This is a genomic window from Pseudomonas sp. FW305-96, from assembly GCF_058783825.1.
In genome coordinates, this window is sequence record NZ_JBYSYW010000014.1 from 48821 (window position 1) to 64173 (window position 15353).

Sequence of the window (15353 nt, forward strand, 5' to 3'; positions counted from 1 at the left end):
CCCGCGGAAGGGATATCCGCGGGCGGATTGCGTTTAGCCAAGCAGTATTGCCCGGCGCGACTAGCGCGCCGTCAGGTGCATCGCCAGCTGCACCAGACCGATCAGCACGAAGATGAAGATCAGCGTGAACACCGTCCCCATCACGATGAAATGGCTGGCCTTGCCATAGGTGAAGTCGCGGGCGCGGTTCTTGCCGCTTTGCACGCCAAACGCCGCGGCGAGGATGCTTTGCAGCATTTGCCAGAAGGTCGGTGGCTTGCCATGTTGGCTGTCGTCCATGAGTGGCTCCTGGGTTCAGAGGCAATCATCGACAGTGTAGGCGACTCAGGCCGATGCGATTGCCGGGCTTGCCTGTTCCTGCTCATCCTGGGCCACCACCCGCTCGCACAGCTCGATAATCTGCTCGCGCATCCAGCGGTTGGCCGGGTCCTGATCGGTGCTTTCGTGCCAGTACAGGTGAGTCTCCAGCGCCGGTACCTCCACCGGCAGGGGCTGGTGGCGCAACTGGTGGCGGCGGGCGAAACGCTCGGGCACGGTCATGACCATGTCGGTCTGCTGCAGTACCTGGGAGGCCATCAGGTAGTGCTGCGAACGCAGGGCGACACGGCGTTGCACGCCCATCTTGCCCAGGGCCAGGTCCACATAGCCCAGGCCGTTGCGGCGGCTGGAGATATGGATGTGGGTCATGGCCAGGTAGTTGTCCAGGCTCAGCTTGCTGTCGGCGTGTGGGTGGCCGGGGCGCATGGCGCAGACGTAGCGGTCCTGCATGAGCTTGACGTGACGCACCTGAGGGTCGGTGTTCAGCGGCGCGTCGACGGCGAAGTCCAGGCGCCCGGCGGCCAGTTCCTTGGTGGTCTCGCGGCGCTTGCACAGGAAACTCTCGATCACCAGTGCCGGGGCGAGCCGCCGCAGGCGCTGGAACAGCGGCGGCAGGATCACCGCCTCGGTGAGGTCGGTCATGCTGATGCGGAAGGTCTTGCTCGCCTGCAGCGGGGTGAAGATGCGGCTTTCCTGTACCGAGGTGCGCAGCAGCGACAGCGCATTGCGTACCGGGCCGATGATGTTCTGCGCCATGGGCGTGGGCACCATGCCCTGAGCGGTGCGCACGAACAGCGGGTCGTTGAACGTCTCGCGCAGCCGTGACAGGGCGTTGGACACTGCTGGCTGGGTGATGCCGACGATTTGCCCGGCGCGGGTCAGGTTGGCTTCGGTGTAGATCGCGTCGAAGACGATGAACAGGTTGAGGTCGACCTTGCTGAGGTTCATGGGCGCCGCTCTTTGTTGGAGTTATGGATCGATCATATATTGGTTATGAATGTTTATACACGAAGAAAATAGACTAGGTGGATGAAGGGTGGCTGTTCTAGGCTCAGGTCCATGTTCTTCATTGACGGAAGGTAGCCCCGATGGATTTCGCCTATTCGCCCAAAGTCCAGGCACTGCGCGAGCGCGTCAGCGCATTCATGGATGCATACGTCTACCCGGCCGAGCCGGTGTTCGAGCGCCAGGTCGCCGAGGGCGACCGCTGGCAGCCTACCGCGATCATGGAGGAGCTCAAGGCCAAGGCCCGCGAGGAAGGGCTGTGGAACCTGTTCCTGCCCGAATCCGAATATGGCGCAGGGCTGAGCAACCTTGAGTACGCGCCGTTGGCCGAGATCATGGGCCGCTCGCTGCTGGGGCCCGAGCCGTTCAACTGCTCGGCGCCGGACACCGGCAACATGGAAGTGTTGGTGCGCTACGGCAGCGAGGCGCAGAAGCGCCAGTGGCTCGAGCCGCTGCTGCGCGGCGAGATCCGCTCGGCGTTCGCCATGACCGAGCCGGACGTGGCCTCTTCGGATGCCACCAACATGGCCGCCACCGCCGTGCGCGACGGTGACGAGTGGGTAATCAACGGCCGCAAGTGGTGGACCTCCGGCGCCTGCGACCCGCGCTGCAAGGTGATGATCTTCATGGGCCTGTCCAACCCCGACGGCCAGCGTCATCAACAGCACTCGATGATCCTGGTGCCCACCGACGCAGCCGGCGTGAAGATCGTCCGCCCACTGCCGGTGTTCGGCTACGACGACGCGCCCCACGGCCATGCCGAAGTGTTGTTCGAGAACGTGCGAGTGCCTTACGAGAACGTGCTCCTCGGCGAGGGCCGTGGCTTCGAGATCGCCCAGGGCCGCCTCGGGCCTGGGCGCATCCACCATTGCATGCGTTCGATCGGCATGGCCGAACGCGCCCTGGAGCTGATGTGCAAGCGCTCGGTCGAACGCACTGCCTTCGGCCGGCCGCTGGCACGGCTGGGTGGCAACGTCGACAAGATCGCCGACTCGCGGATGGAGATCGACATGGCCCGGCTGCTGACCCTGAAGGCCGCGTACATGATGGACACCGTCGGCAACAAGGTGGCCCGCAGCGAGATCGCCCAGATCAAGGTGGTGGCGCCAAACGTGGCACTGAAGGTGATCGACCGGGCGATCCAGATCCATGGCGGGGCAGGGGTGAGCGGTGATTTCCCGCTGGCCTACATGTACGCGATGCAGCGCACCCTGCGCCTGGCCGACGGGCCGGATGAGGTGCACCGGGCGGCGATTGGCAAGTATGAGATTGGCAAGTATGTGCCGAAGGAAATGCTCCGTAGCGAGCGCTAGGGTTTGCCGCCTGAGTCGTGGTGGCTGGCATTGACGACAGAAGACCCGCCTAGGCGGGTCTTCTGATCGGCATTCGGCCTGGCAGGATCAAACCCCCGCCGCCAGCTTTGCACCCATCTGCCGACGGCGATACGCACTGTCGCGGCTGGCCAGCCACCAGTACAGCGGCGAGGTGATCGCCAGCCCCACCAGCCACGACAGGTCGGCGCCGTTGATGTGCTCGGACACCGGCCCGACGTACAGCGGCGTGTTCATGAACGGGATCTGCACCACTATACCCACCGCATAGGCGATCAGCGCCTGGGGGTTGTAGCGGCCGTAGATGCCGCCGTCGACCTTGAAGATCGAGTCGATGTCGTAGTCGCCCTTGTGGATGACATAGAAGTCGATCAGGTTGATCGCCGTCCACGGCACCAGCACCACCAGCAACACCAGCACCATGTCGACGAAGTGGCCGATGAAGTCCGCCGAGGCGAACACCGCCACCACGCAGCAGGCCGCCAGGACGAGCAGCGACAGCACGGCGCGGCTCTTGGCAGTGGGGATCCAGCGGTAGGCGAAGGTCTGCACCAGGGTGATGATCGACAGCACCGCGCCGTACAGGTTGAGGGCGTTGTGGCTGATCACGCTGAGCAGGAACAGCACCAGCATCAGTGGGCCGAGGGTGCCGGTGGCAAGCTTGACTGCGTCCATGGTGTCCATCCCGGCAGGAATCGCCAGCACCGCCACCGCGCCGAAGATGAACGACAGGCTCGAGCCCAGGGCCGAGCCCAGGTAGGTGGTCCAGAAGGTCGAGGAAACCTTCACGTCGGCCGGCAGGTAGCGCGAGTAGTCCGACACGTAGGGCGCGAAGGCGATCTGCCACAGCGCCGCCAGGGACACGGTGGCCAGCCAGCCGGCCAGGTTGAAGCCGCCACGGGTGAGGAAGTCGTCGCTCTGCACGTGGCTGAAGATGTAACCGAAGCCGACCACGATACCGATGCCCAGCACCCAGGTGCCGATGCGGTTGAGCACGTGGATGAAGCGGTAGCCGATGATGCCGATGATGCCGGAGCCCAATGCGCCGATGACGATGCCCACGGAAACCGGCACCGTCTCGACCACGCCATGCAGCGACTTGCCGGCCAGGACGATGTTGGAGGCGAAGAAGCCGATGTACATCACCCCGGCGATCACCACTACCAGCAGGGCGCCGAGCGAACCGAACTGGGCGCGGCTCTGGATCATCTGCGGGATGCCCATTTGCGGGCCCTGCGCCGAATGCAGGGCCATGAGCACGCCGCCGAGCAGATGGCCGACCAGGATGGCGACGATGCCCCACACCAGGTTGAGGTGGAACAACTGCACGCCCAGCGCGCCGGTGACGATGGGCAGCGGCGCGATGTTGCCGCCGAACCACAGTGTGAACAGATCCCTTACCTTTCCATGGCGGTCTTGCGGCGGCACGTAGCCGATCGTGTGTTTCTCGATGAGGGGTGCCGAATTGGCTGCACTGGTCATGACTGACTCCAAGGCAAGGTGGGGCATCGGGTGCTGCCCGGGTGCGTGCCGGCAAGGGGCGACGCGTTCTTGTTGGCGCGATGATGCGGCGCGGGCGGGGATCGAGAAATTAGTAAATTTGTGCTCATGAGCCTTAAAAAACCTAAGGCTGGCAAAAGCTTGGGCTGCGGCGGCGCAAGCCCGCCGGCATGACGCGCTGGCGCCGGGTGAACATGCCTGTGGCGCAGCGGCTATGCTGTCTAGTGCGCGGGTTGAGTGGGGGAGCGCCTCATGGCGACGCTGGAGCGGGCCATCGCGATGGCCATCAAGGCACACGAAGGGCAGTTCGACAAAGGCGGGGCGGCTTACATCCTTCACCCGCTGCGGGTGATGGGGCGGGTGATCACCCCCGAGCAGCGCATCGTCGCGGTGTTGCACGATGTGCTGGAAGACACGCCGCTGACCCTGGCCGACCTCGCCCGTGAAGGCTTCCCGCTGAAAATCCTCGCCGCGCTGCTGGCGCTGAGCCGGCGCGAGGGCGAAAGCTACGAGGCGTTCGTCATTCGCCTGGGTGTGGACCCCTTGGCGCGCCAGGTGAAGCTGGCGGACCTGGCCGACAACAGCGACCTTTCGCGCATCCCCTGCCCAGGCCCGGCAGATGTGGCCCGGCTCTGCCGTTACCAGCAGGCCAGCGCCTACCTGCAGACGCTGGCCTGAAGGCCTTCAGCCGCAGGCCTTGAGGTTGACCGGGCCGACGAAGGCGTTGCCGCGCCCCATCACGCATGCCACTTGCTGGTTGCGCTGCAGTTCCCAGGCCTGCGGCGGGTAGGTCTTGTTCCAGGCCTCGAACAACTGGCGGTCCTGTTTGGACAGGCGCAGGTCGTACTGTTTGCTCATGTAGAAGTAGGTGCGCGCGATCATCCCGCGGATCGACGGGCGTGGCATGACCTTCTTGGCCTTGAAGTCGACCTGGGTCAGGCAACTGCCGTACTGGCCATGCTGCTCGGGCAACCAGCCGAAGCTGAAGTTGCTGCGGTCGCCGTTGACCTCGCCGATGCTCGGCACCAGGTTGTGCAGGTCGGCCTCGGCCCGCTGGTAGACCTTGTCGTTGCGCGAGCAGTTCTTGCGCCCGCCGTCCTGCCAGCACTGGCGCTGGTGGCCGATCTGCCAGGCCGGGACAATGTGCTCCCACTCGATGCGCGAGGCACGGTTGAGGTTCTTGCGCGGCGCATAGCCGCAGGACGCCAGGTCGACCTTGTTGCCCTGGTACTTGCAGCCGCAATAGAACTCGGTGGACTGCGGCGCGTACAGCTTCCAGGCGACCTTCTTGGCTTCCTGGAAGGTGCGCGGGGCGTCGGCGTGGGCGAGGGGTGTAAGCAGCAGCAGGCAGGCAGCGAAAAGCGAAACTCTCATGTGCAATCAGTCTTCCTTCGGCACGGTCCAGAACACCTGCACGCCGCCATCGTCGCGGTGGGCGAGGGTGACGTTGTCGTTCTCGGCGATTTCCTCGAGCAGCGTGGCCCAGTCGTCGGGCGATTCTTGCTCCAGGCGGAAGATCAGGGCGGCGCGGCTGCGCTGGGCGGTGGGGCTGTTGATGATCTTCTGGATGCGCTGACCCAGTAGTTCATAACTGCTTGGCGACGCGGAGGGTTTGGCCACGGGGCTGTTCCTTGTTTTGCTGTATGTGCATACAGTATTTCACTGTAAGTCATTTCGCAACAGCAGGTAGGATGAAAGCCGTATAAGACCGTGGTAGAGGGATTGGTTCCATCGAAGGTATTGCGGGGCCAGCCCGCTCCCACAAAGTCACCGCAGACCTGTGGGGGCGGGCTGGCCCCGCGATGGGCCGGTATGTTCAACACGCCAGCCCGAGGTGCATGCCGATCAGTATTCCCAGAAGATCCGCTGCAGCTCTTTGCTGTCCTGGGTCTTGGTCATTGCGACCATTGCCAGGATCCGCGCCTTCTGCGGGTTCAGGTCATGGGCCACGACCCAGTCGTTCTTGTCGTCAGGCTGTTCGGCATTGCGCAGCACGAAGCCGCCCTGGTTGACGTGGGACGAACGGATGATCTGCACGCCTTCCTTGCGCAGCTCCTGCAGCGCCGGCACCACGCGCGACGACACCGAGCCGTTGCCGGTACCGGCGTGGATGATCGCCTTGGCGCCACCCTGGGCCAGCGCCTTGTAGGCGGTGTCGGTCACGTTGCCGTAGCCGTAGGCGATATCCACGGCCGGCAGCTTGCTGATGGTCTTGATGTCGAACTCGGAGTTGACGGTGTGGCGCTTGGCCGGCAGGCGGAAGAAGTACGACTTGCCCTCGACCACCATGCCCAGCGGGCCCCACTGGCTCTTGAAGGCTTCGGTCTTGATATTGACCGCCTTGCTCACGTCACGGCCGGACTGGATCTCGTCGTTCATGGTTACCAGCACGCCCTTGCCGCGGGCGTCCTTGCTGCTGGCCACGGCCACGGCGTTGTACAGGTTGAGCATGCCGTCGGCGGACATCGCGGTGCCCGGGCGCATCGAGCCGACCACGATGATCGGCTTGTCGGTCTTCTCCACCAGGTTGAGGAAGTAGGCGGTTTCTTCCAGGGTGTCGGTGCCGTGGGTGATGACGATGCCATCGACGTCCTTGCTGTCGGCCAGTTCGGCGACGCGCTTGCCCAGCTTGAGCAGGTCTTCGTTGCCGATGCTTTCCGAGGCGACCTGCATCACCTGCTCGCCGCGCACGTTGGCCAGGTCCTTCAGCTCTGGCACACCGGCGATCAGCTTGTCGATGCCTACCTTGGCGGCCTGGTAGGTGGCGCTGTTGGCGGGGGGGGGGGGGGCGGCGCGGGCCCCCCCCCCGGCGATGGTGCCGCCGGTGGCGAGGATGACCACGTTGGCGAGCTTCTGTTGTTGCGCGGCTTCCTTGGCGGAAACGCCGGTCGGCAGTACCAACAGCAGCGCCAGGGCGCTCGGTGCGAAGGTCTTGATAGCGGATTTCATCATTACTGCTTCTCTCTTCCTGGGTGAGATGTGCGTTATGTCGCACGGCTATAAGGCAGATTTCGTACCATCAACTACCGTTCGTCGTATTTCATCTTGAAACCCCTGTTCTGACTGGGAGTGCTCGATGAGACCGTTGGGTCAATTTGCTTCTGGTTGTTCGGTGGACCGAACAAGCGTAGGAAATATGTTCGGTTTTTCGGACTAATTGCGGATAATCCGGCCTGCGTAGATGCGGCTTCCTACGCAGTGCATTGACAAACCGACAGCCTGTTTACATAGTTAGTCACCGCAAACGTTTGCGATCCGATAAAAACCACAAGATTCGGAGTCATTTCCATGAAGCTGCCGTTTTCCGGCCGTCCGCTGGCCCTCGCCGTTCTGTCGTCGCTGATCTTCTCCCTGCCTACCGCCCACGCCGAGGAGGCGCCCAAGGTCGCCCTGGTGATGAAATCCCTGGCCAACGAGTTCTTCCGCACCATGGAAGATGGCGCCAAGGATTATCAGAAGACCCACGCCAGCGAATTCCAGCTGGTCGCCAACGGCATCAAGAACGAGACCGACACCGGCGAGCAGATCCGTATCGTCGAGCAGATGGTCAACGCGGGCGCCAAGGCGCTGGTCATCGCCCCGGCCGACTCCAAGGCGCTGGTATCGGCGGTGAAGAAGGCCATGGACAAAGGCGTGATCGTGATCAACATCGATAATCGCCTCGACCCAGAAACCCTCAAGAGCAAGGGTATCAGCGTGCCGTTCGTAGGCCCGGACAACCGCAAGGGCGCACGTATGGTCGGCGACTACCTGGCCCAGCAAAAGCTCAAGGCCGGTGACCAGGTCGGCATCATCGAAGGCGTGCCGACCACCACCAATGCCCAGCAGCGCACCGCCGGTTTCAAGGACGCCATGGAAGCCGCGCAGATGAAGATCGTCTCGGTGCAATCCGGCAACTGGGAGATCGACAAGGGCAACGCCGTTGCCGCCTCGATGCTCAACGAGTATCCCGATTTGAAGGCGCTGCTGGCCGGCAACGACAGCATGGCCCTGGGTGCTGTCTCGGCCGTGCGCGCCGCCGGCAAGACCGGCCAGGTGCAGGTGGTCGGCTACGACAACATCAAGGCCATCGAGCCGATGCTCAAGGATGGCCGTGTGCTCGCCACCCTCGACCAGGCGGCCAGCCAGCAGGCGGTGTATGGCATCCAGGCGGCGCTGAAGATGCTCAAGGGCGAGCAGCCCGGCGTGGATGCCGACAATGTCATCCAGACCCCGGTCAAGCTGATTACCAAGTGACAAAGTGATCTCTGTAGGAGCGGCTTTAGCCGCGATGCAGGCACTGCGGTGCCTGGCACCCGCTTCGCGGGTGATCGCTGCTGAAGCCGCTCCTGCAGGGGGGTATGTCTATCTAGGAGAATGGCCATGTCAGTACCGGCCAATGAAACCGTGCTAGCCGTCAGCGGCCTGGGCAAGACCTACGCCCAGCCCGTGCTCGGCGATGTCACCCTCGAGCTGCGCGGCGGCGAGGTGCTGGCCCTGACCGGCGAGAACGGCGCGGGCAAGTCGACCCTGTCCAAGCTGATCAGCGGTTTGGAGATCCCCACCACCGGGCAGATGCTCTACCGCGGCCAGCCCTACGCCCCCGGCAGCCGCGCCGAGGCCGAACGCCTCGGCGTGCGCATGGTGATGCAGGAACTCAACCTGCTGCCGACGCTGACCGTGGCCGAGAACCTGTTCCTTGACAACCTGCCCAGCCGCCTCGGCTGGATCAGCCAGAAGCGCCTGCGCCAGCTGGCCACCGCAGCCATGGCTCAGGTCGGCCTGGATGCCATCGACCCGGACACCCCTGTCGGCGAGCTGGGCATCGGCCACCAGCAGATGGTCGAGATCGCCCGCAACCTGATCGGCGACTGCCATGTGCTGATCTTCGACGAACCCACGGCCATGCTCACCGCCCGCGAGGTGGATCTGCTGTTCACCCAGATCGAACGCCTGCGCCAGCGCGGCGTGGCCATCGTGTATATCTCCCACCGCCTCGAAGAGCTGCAGCAAGTGGCCCAGCGTATCGCCGTGCTGCGCGATGGCAAGCTGGTGTGCGCCGAGCCGATCCAGCGCTACAACAGTGAGCAACTGGTCAACCTGATGGTCGGCCGCGAGCTGGGCGAGCATATCGACCTGGGCCAGCGCACGATCAGTGCGCCGCTGCTCAAGGTCGACGGGCTCAGCCGCGGCGACAAGGTACGCGAGGTGTCGTTCGAGGTCAGGGCAGGGGAGATCTTCGGTATCTCCGGCCTGATCGGTGCCGGGCGTACCGAGCTGCTGCGCCTGATCTACGGCGCCGACCGCGCCGACAGCGGCCAGGTCGCCCTCGGCCAGCCGCCAGTGCCGGTGACCATCGACTCGCCCAAGGCCGCGGTCAAGGCTGGCATTGCACTGATTACCGAGGACCGCAAGGGCGAAGGCCTGCTGCTGAGCCAGTCGATCAGTGCCAATATTGCCCTGGGCAACCTCGGCGCGGTGTCCCGTGCCGGCGTGCTCGACGCGGACGCCGAGCGCGAGCTGGCCGAGCGCCAGATCGGCGCCATGCGTATCCGCAGCGCCAGCCCCGCCCAGGCCGTGGGCGAGCTGTCCGGCGGCAACCAACAGAAGGTGGTGATTGGCCGCTGGCTGGAGCGCGATTGCCAGGTACTGCTTTTCGATGAGCCGACCCGCGGCATCGATGTCGGCGCCAAGTTCGACATCTACGGCCTGCTTGCCGAGCTCGCCCGCCAGGGCAAGGCCCTGGTGGTGGTGTCCAGCGACCTGCGCGAGCTGATGCTGATCTGCGACCGCATCGCCGTGCTCTCGGCGGGCCGCCTGATCGACACCTTCGACCGTGACCACTGGACCCAGGACCAACTCCTCGCCGCCGCCTTCGCCGGCTACCAGAAACGTGACGCCCTGCTGCACGACGCAGCCCCCAGGATGGATGCATGAAAACCACAACAAACACCTCGGACGCCGCGCCAGTGCGCCGCAGCGGCACCTATTTCGGCCTGGGCACCTACCTGGGGCTGGCCGGGGCCTTGCTGGCGATGATCGTGCTGTTCTCGTTGCTGAGCAGCCATTTCCTGTCCTACGCCACCTTCAGCACCCTGGCCAACCAGATCCCCGACCTGATGGTGCTGGCGGTGGGCATGACCTTCGTGCTGATCATCGGCGGCATCGACCTGTCGGTCGGCTCGGTACTGGCCCTGGCGGCTTCGACCGTCAGCGTGGCGATCCTCGGCTGGGGCTGGAGCGTGCTGCCCGCCGCCTTGCTCGGCATGGCCGTGGCGGCCTTGGCCGGCACCGTCACCGGCAGCATCACCGTGGCCTGGCGCATCCCTTCGTTCATCGTCTCGCTGGGCGTGCTGGAGATGGCCCGTGGCCTGGCCTACCAGTTCACCGATTCGCGCACCGCGTACATCGGCGATGCCTTCGCCTGGTTCTCCAACCCGATCGCCTTCGGTATTTCCCCGGCTTTCATCATCGCCTTGCTGGTGATCGTGCTGGCCCAACTGGTGCTGACCCGTACCGTGTTCGGTCGCTACCTGATCGGTATCGGCACCAACGAAGAGGCTGTGCGCCTGGCCGGCATCGACCCACGCCCCTTCAAGATCCTGGTGTTCGCCCTGATGGGCGTGCTCGCGGGCCTCGCCGCGCTGTTCCAGATCTCGCGCCTGGAGGCCGCCGACCCCAATGCCGGCTCGGGCATGGAGCTGCAGGTGATCGCCGCCGTGGTGATCGGCGGCACCAGCCTGATGGGTGGGCGCGGCTCGGTCATCAGCACCTTCTTCGGTGTGCTGATCATCTCGGTGCTGGCCGCCGGGCTGGCCCAGATCGGCGCCTCGGAACCGACCAAACGCATCATCACCGGGGCGGTCATAGTCATCGCCGTGGTACTCGACACTTACCGCAGCCGGCGTGCGAACCGGCGGAACTGAAACCATGGCAACCATCAAAGATGTCGCGGCACTGGCGGGTATTTCCTACACCACCGTGTCCCATGTACTGAACAAGACCCGTCCGGTCAGCGAGCACGTGCGGCTGAAGGTCGAGGCGGCGATCGCCGAACTCGACTACGTGCCCAGCGCCGTGGCCCGTTCGCTGAAGGCGCGCAGCACCGCCACCATCGGCCTGCTGGTGCCCAATAGCGTCAACCCCTACTTTGCCGAGTTGGCCCGGGGTATCGAGGATGCCTGCGAGCGCAACGGCTATTGCGTGATCCTGTGCAACTCCGATGACAACCCGCAGAAACAGCGCAGCTACCTGCGCGTGCTGCTGGAAAAGCGCATCGACGGCCTGATCGTCGCCTCGGTGGGCGAGGACCAGGACCTGCTCGACAGCCTCAGCGGCGTGCGCACGCCGATGGTCATCGTCGACCGGGCCCTGGAAGGCGTCGAGGCCGACCTGGTGCGGATCGACCACGAGCAGGGCGCCTACCTGGCCACCCGCCATCTGCTTGAACTCGGGCACCGCGAGATCGCCACCATCGGCGGGCCGGTGGACACTGGGGTCAGCCAGCTGCGCCTGGCCGGGTTCCGCCGGGCAATGGCCGAGGGCGGCGTGCGCGTTGCCCCGGGCCATGTGCTGCACAGCGATTTCACCAGCCTCGGCGGGCATGCCGCCGCGGCGCGCCTGCTCGATGGCGAGCGGCCCACGGCGATCTTCGCCGGCAACGACATGATCGGTTTCGGCGTGCTGCGTGCCGCCGCCGAACGCAATATCGACGTGCCGGGCGAGCTGTCGGTGATCGGCTTCGACGACATCGAACTGAGCCGCTATGTGTACCCGGCGCTGACCACGGTCGGCCAGTCGATCCGCGAGCTGGGTGAGAGCGCCGCCGGGCTGTTGCTGTCGCGCATCGTCACGCCACGCCGCGACGGCGCCGCCGAACAGCGCATCGTCGCCCCGCGCATCGTGCTGCGCGAATCCACCGGGCCACGCCCGGACCTGTTCAACGATTACCGTTAAGGAATACCCATGGATGCCAAGGTGGTAGTGGTCGGCAGCCTCAACATGGACCTGGTGGCCCGCGCCCAGCGCCTGCCCCGGGGAGGCGAGACCCTGACCGGCGACAGTTTCTTCACCGCGCCTGGCGGCAAGGGCGCCAACCAGGCCGTGGCTGTGGCCCGGCTGGGCGCCAGCGTGGCGATGGTCGGCAACGTCGGCGACGACGCCTATGGTCAGCAACTGCGCCAGGCGCTGCTCACCGAGGGCATCGATTGCCGGGGGGTGAGCGTGTGCCCGGGCGTGTCCAGCGGCGTGGCGCTGATCGTGGTGGATGCCGCCAGCCAGAACGCCATCGTCGTGATCCCCGGCGGCAATGGCCTGCTCAGCCCCGAGTCGGTAAGCCGTTTCGATGCACTGCTGCAGCGCGCCGAAGTGATCATCTGTCAGTTGGAGGTGCCCACGGCCACCGTGGCCTGGACCCTGGCCCGCGGCCGCGAGCTGGGCCGCACGGTGATCCTCAACCCAGCGCCGGCCAGCGGGCCACTGCCAGCGGAGTGGTACGCCTACATCGATTACCTGATCCCCAACGAGAGCGAAGCCGAGGCCCTGGCCGGGGTGCGGGTCAATGATCAGGAAAGTGCCCGCCGCGCGGCCGAGCGGCTACGCCAGTTGGGGGCAGGGAAGGTGATCGTCACCCTTGGCGGCGATGGTGCCTTGCTGGTCGACGCCACCGGCAGCCGGCACTTCCCGGCCCCACGGGTGCAGCCGGTGGATACCACGGCGGCCGGCGATACCTTTGTTGGCGGTTTTGCCGCCGGCCTGGCGCGGGGGTTGTCGGAAGATGAGGCGATCGGCTTCGGCCAGTGCGCCGCCGCATTGTCGGTAACCCGGGTCGGCGCGCAGCCGTCCATTCCCCTGTTGAAGGAGTTGGCGCCATGAAGAAGACGCCACTGCTGAACATCGCCCTGTCGCGGACCATTGCCGGGCTCGGCCATGGCGACATCCTGGTGATCGGCGACGCCGGCCTGCCAGTGCCGCCGGGGGTGGAGCTGATCGACCTGGCGCTGACGCCGGGTATCCCGGATTTTGCCAGCGTGTTGCGCGTGGTACTGAGCGAGATGCAGGTGGAGCGGCATGTGCTGGCTGATGAAGTGTTCCAGGCCCTGCCTCCGGGGTTGGCCGAGGTCGAGCGTTTGCATGCGGGCGGTGAGCTGGGCCAGCGCCAAGTGCTGGGCCATGCCGACTTCAAGACCCTGTGTCGCCAGGCCCGGGCCGTGGTGCGCACGGGGGAGTGCAAGCCCTACAGCAATATTGCCCTGGTGGCTGGCGTGACTTTCTAGACCGAATGCGAGGGCTTGCGCCCTTGATCGCCGGCAAGCCGGCTCCCACAGGTTGGGCGCAACCTCGGGCTGCCCCCGTGAATCCATCCCCCTAGCAACAAGGAGTGCTGAATGTCCCTCAAGAACCTGCTCCAAGGAGCCGTCCTCATGTCCGCGCTGGCCGCGACTTCCCTCATGGCCGCGCCCCGCGACCTGATCATCGATACCGACCCCGGCGCCGACGACGTCGTGGCCCTGCTGCTGGCCATGGCCTCGCCCGAGGAACTGAAGATCCGTGCCATCACCACCGTGGCCGGCAACGTGCGCCTGGAGAAGACCTCGCGCAACGCCCGCCTGGCCCGTGAGTGGGCTGGCCGCGAAGAGATCCCGGTATACGCCGGGGCAGGGCGGCCGATGGTGCGTACGCCGATCTACGCCGCCAACGTTCACGGCGAGGAAGGCCTGACCGGCGTCCAGGTGCACGAGCCGAAAAAGCCGCTGGCCCAGGGCAACGCGGTGCAGTACCTGATCGACACCCTGAGCGCCGCCGAGCCTCACAGCATCACTGTCGCCATGCTCGGTCCGCAGACCAACCTGGCCCTGGCGCTGATCCAGAAGCCGGAGATCGTCAACGGCATCAAGGAAGTGGTGGTGATGGGCGGTGCCCATTTCAACGGCGGCAACATCACGCCGGCGGCGGAATTCAACCTGTTCGCCGACCCGCACGCCGCCGAGGTGGTGCTGGCCAGTGGCGTGAAGCTCACCTACCTGCCGCTGGACGTCACCCACAAGGTGCTCACCAGCGACGCGCGCCTCAAGCAGCTCGCCGCGGTCAACAACAATGCCAGCAAGCTGGTGGTGGACATCCTCAACGCCTACATCAAGTTCGACATGGACAACTACGGCATGCCCGGCGGCCCGGTGCACGACGCCAGCGTCATCGCCTACCTGCTCAAGCCTGAGCTGTTCAAGGGCCGTCAGGTGCACATGGTGGTCGACAGTCGCGAAGGCCCGACCTTCGGCCAGACCGTCGCCGACTGGTACGGCGTGCTCAAGCAGCCGGCCAATGTGATGTGGATCGAGGAGGGCGATGCCCAGGGCTTCTTCGACCTGCTCAGCGCCCGCCTGGCCCGATTGAAATAGTGTCGTGGTGCGCGTAGCGTTCGAACACCTGGTCGATGAAGCTGCGCGCCGCCTCGCTGCCACGATCGCGTACCAGCAGGTCGATGGCGATCAGCAATAGCTCTTCGGGGGTTGCCGGGCTGTAGGCGCTCTGGCCCTCGTCCCACTTGACCTTGATATCGGCGTCGATGCTGTGGCTGCTCATGGGGCGGTTCTCGCTTGGGCCTGGGTGATAGGTCGAATACCGCGTCCTGGCGTTCGAAGGGGAGGTGTTTCATGCTCCACTTCTTGCAGTAAATCATGCCTTTGCGCAACGGGATCTGCGACTTAGGCATAAGCCTTGCGTTTGGCCGAACCTGCGGTTCGGTGCAAAATTCGGTGACGATTGCGTTTCGCATCCCCTGGCCGAGTCAGGCAGAATCTTGCGGTTTTGCAACAAACCGTTGGTGGAACTGTCGCATAAGGCAGTTCCCGGATCGATTTAGGAGGATTCATGTTCCGTACCCGCGCTTCCCTGGCGACCCTGCTGGTGGCTACCGTCCTGGCAGGTTGCAGCACCGGTGGCTCTTCGGGCGCCAGCGCCCCTGCCGCCCCGGCCGGCAATGACGGCCGCTGCGAAGCCAGTGGCGCCGATTTCACCGTCGGCAAGCCGGCCAGCGCCGAGCTGCTCGAGCAGGCGCGCAAGGCCAGCGGCTCGCAGATGGCACGCATCCTCAAGCCGCACGATGTGATCACCCTGGAATACCGCTCCGAGCGGTTGAACCTGAATGTCGATGACAAGGGTGTGGTGACCCGCGTCAACTGCGGCTGATTGCCCGCACGCGGTCACCTGGCGCGGGCTGGC

17 protein-coding genes are annotated in these 15353 nt (G+C 65.1%); 10 read left to right on the forward strand and 7 right to left on the reverse strand.

Features of this window, described 5'->3' with window-relative positions; translation table 11 throughout:
• Window positions 1–60 precede the first annotated feature (60 nt).
• Window positions 61–279 carry a DUF2970 domain-containing protein gene (locus tag AC3WL2_RS12955; protein ID WP_094011402.1) on the reverse strand — a complete coding sequence of 73 codons (219 nt, stop codon included), beginning with the start codon at window positions 277–279 and terminating at the stop codon, window positions 61–63.
• A gap of 45 nt (window positions 280–324) precedes the next feature.
• Window positions 325–1266, reverse strand: coding sequence for a LysR family transcriptional regulator (locus AC3WL2_RS12960; protein WP_102682867.1), 942 nt, complete (start codon window positions 1264–1266; stop codon window positions 325–327).
• 140 nt (window positions 1267–1406) lie between these two features.
• Here AC3WL2_RS12960 and AC3WL2_RS12965 point away from each other — a divergent pair, with 140 nt between their 5' ends.
• On the forward strand, window positions 1407–2636 hold the full coding sequence (locus AC3WL2_RS12965; protein WP_102682866.1) for an acyl-CoA dehydrogenase: 1230 nt from the start codon (window positions 1407–1409) through the stop codon (window positions 2634–2636).
• Window positions 2637–2723: 87 nt separating this feature from the next.
• On the opposite strand, the gene AC3WL2_RS12970 is transcribed toward AC3WL2_RS12965, so the two are convergent.
• The gene (locus AC3WL2_RS12970; protein ID WP_102682865.1) at window positions 2724–4136 is read right to left on the reverse strand and encodes a purine-cytosine permease family protein; all 1413 of its coding nucleotides are present in this window, start codon (window positions 4134–4136) and stop codon (window positions 2724–2726) included.
• Between the two features lie 270 nt (window positions 4137–4406).
• On the opposite strand from AC3WL2_RS12970, the gene AC3WL2_RS12975 reads away from it, so the two are divergent.
• The gene (locus AC3WL2_RS12975; protein ID WP_023631215.1) at window positions 4407–4832 is read left to right on the forward strand and encodes a bifunctional (p)ppGpp synthetase/guanosine-3',5'-bis(diphosphate) 3'-pyrophosphohydrolase; all 426 of its coding nucleotides are present in this window, start codon (window positions 4407–4409) and stop codon (window positions 4830–4832) included.
• A gap of 6 nt (window positions 4833–4838) precedes the next feature.
• On the opposite strand, the gene AC3WL2_RS12980 is transcribed toward AC3WL2_RS12975, so the two are convergent.
• The 3 genes from AC3WL2_RS12980 to AC3WL2_RS12990 form a co-directional block, all read right to left on the reverse strand.
• Window positions 4839–5528 carry an endonuclease gene (locus AC3WL2_RS12980; protein ID WP_046855152.1) on the reverse strand — a complete coding sequence of 230 codons (690 nt, stop codon included), beginning with the start codon at window positions 5526–5528 and terminating at the stop codon, window positions 4839–4841.
• A 6-nt stretch (window positions 5529–5534) separates the two neighbouring features.
• A complete protein-coding gene (locus tag AC3WL2_RS12985; protein WP_102682864.1) occupies window positions 5535–5774 on the reverse strand; it encodes a DUF1654 domain-containing protein in 240 nt (79 codons plus the stop codon).
• Between the two features lie 225 nt (window positions 5775–5999).
• Window positions 6000–7103: an asparaginase gene (locus tag AC3WL2_RS12990; RefSeq protein ID WP_102719675.1), complete on the reverse strand. Its 1104-nt coding sequence runs from the start codon at window positions 7101–7103 to the stop codon at window positions 6000–6002.
• A 339-nt stretch (window positions 7104–7442) separates the two neighbouring features.
• On the opposite strand from AC3WL2_RS12990, the gene AC3WL2_RS12995 reads away from it, so the two are divergent.
• From AC3WL2_RS12995 to AC3WL2_RS13025, 7 genes are all read left to right on the forward strand, one after another.
• Complete coding sequence (locus tag AC3WL2_RS12995) at window positions 7443–8390, forward strand: sugar ABC transporter substrate-binding protein (protein WP_102682863.1); 948 nt, start codon at window positions 7443–7445, stop codon at window positions 8388–8390.
• A 126-nt stretch (window positions 8391–8516) separates the two neighbouring features.
• The gene (locus tag AC3WL2_RS13000) at window positions 8517–10070 is read left to right on the forward strand and encodes a sugar ABC transporter ATP-binding protein (protein WP_102682862.1); all 1554 of its coding nucleotides are present in this window, start codon (window positions 8517–8519) and stop codon (window positions 10068–10070) included.
• The gene (locus AC3WL2_RS13005) at window positions 10067–11059 is read left to right on the forward strand and encodes an ABC transporter permease (protein WP_102682861.1); all 993 of its coding nucleotides are present in this window, start codon (window positions 10067–10069) and stop codon (window positions 11057–11059) included. The genes AC3WL2_RS13000 and AC3WL2_RS13005 overlap by 4 nt, the downstream gene beginning before the upstream one ends.
• Before the next feature lie 4 nt (window positions 11060–11063).
• The gene (locus tag AC3WL2_RS13010; RefSeq protein ID WP_102682860.1) at window positions 11064–12089 is read left to right on the forward strand and encodes a LacI family DNA-binding transcriptional regulator; all 1026 of its coding nucleotides are present in this window, start codon (window positions 11064–11066) and stop codon (window positions 12087–12089) included.
• A gap of 9 nt (window positions 12090–12098) precedes the next feature.
• Window positions 12099–13007, forward strand: coding sequence for a ribokinase (gene rbsK, locus AC3WL2_RS13015; RefSeq protein WP_102682859.1), 909 nt, complete (start codon window positions 12099–12101; stop codon window positions 13005–13007).
• The gene (gene rbsD / locus AC3WL2_RS13020; RefSeq protein ID WP_102682858.1) at window positions 13004–13408 is read left to right on the forward strand and encodes a D-ribose pyranase; all 405 of its coding nucleotides are present in this window, start codon (window positions 13004–13006) and stop codon (window positions 13406–13408) included. Before rbsK ends, rbsD begins: the two co-directional genes overlap by 4 nt.
• Window positions 13409–13519: 111 nt before the next feature.
• Window positions 13520–14530 carry a nucleoside hydrolase gene (locus AC3WL2_RS13025; protein ID WP_102682857.1) on the forward strand — a complete coding sequence of 337 codons (1011 nt, stop codon included), beginning with the start codon at window positions 13520–13522 and terminating at the stop codon, window positions 14528–14530.
• Here AC3WL2_RS13025 and AC3WL2_RS13030 read toward each other — a convergent pair.
• Window positions 14502–14714, reverse strand: coding sequence for a hypothetical protein (locus AC3WL2_RS13030; RefSeq protein ID WP_102682856.1), 213 nt, complete (start codon window positions 14712–14714; stop codon window positions 14502–14504). The genes AC3WL2_RS13025 and AC3WL2_RS13030 overlap by 29 nt on opposite strands.
• Window positions 14715–15002: 288 nt before the next feature.
• Between AC3WL2_RS13030 and AC3WL2_RS13035 the strand changes: the two genes are divergently transcribed.
• On the forward strand, window positions 15003–15320 hold the full coding sequence (locus tag AC3WL2_RS13035; protein ID WP_046855162.1) for an I78 family peptidase inhibitor: 318 nt from the start codon (window positions 15003–15005) through the stop codon (window positions 15318–15320).
• Window positions 15321–15353: the final 33 nt, after the last annotated feature.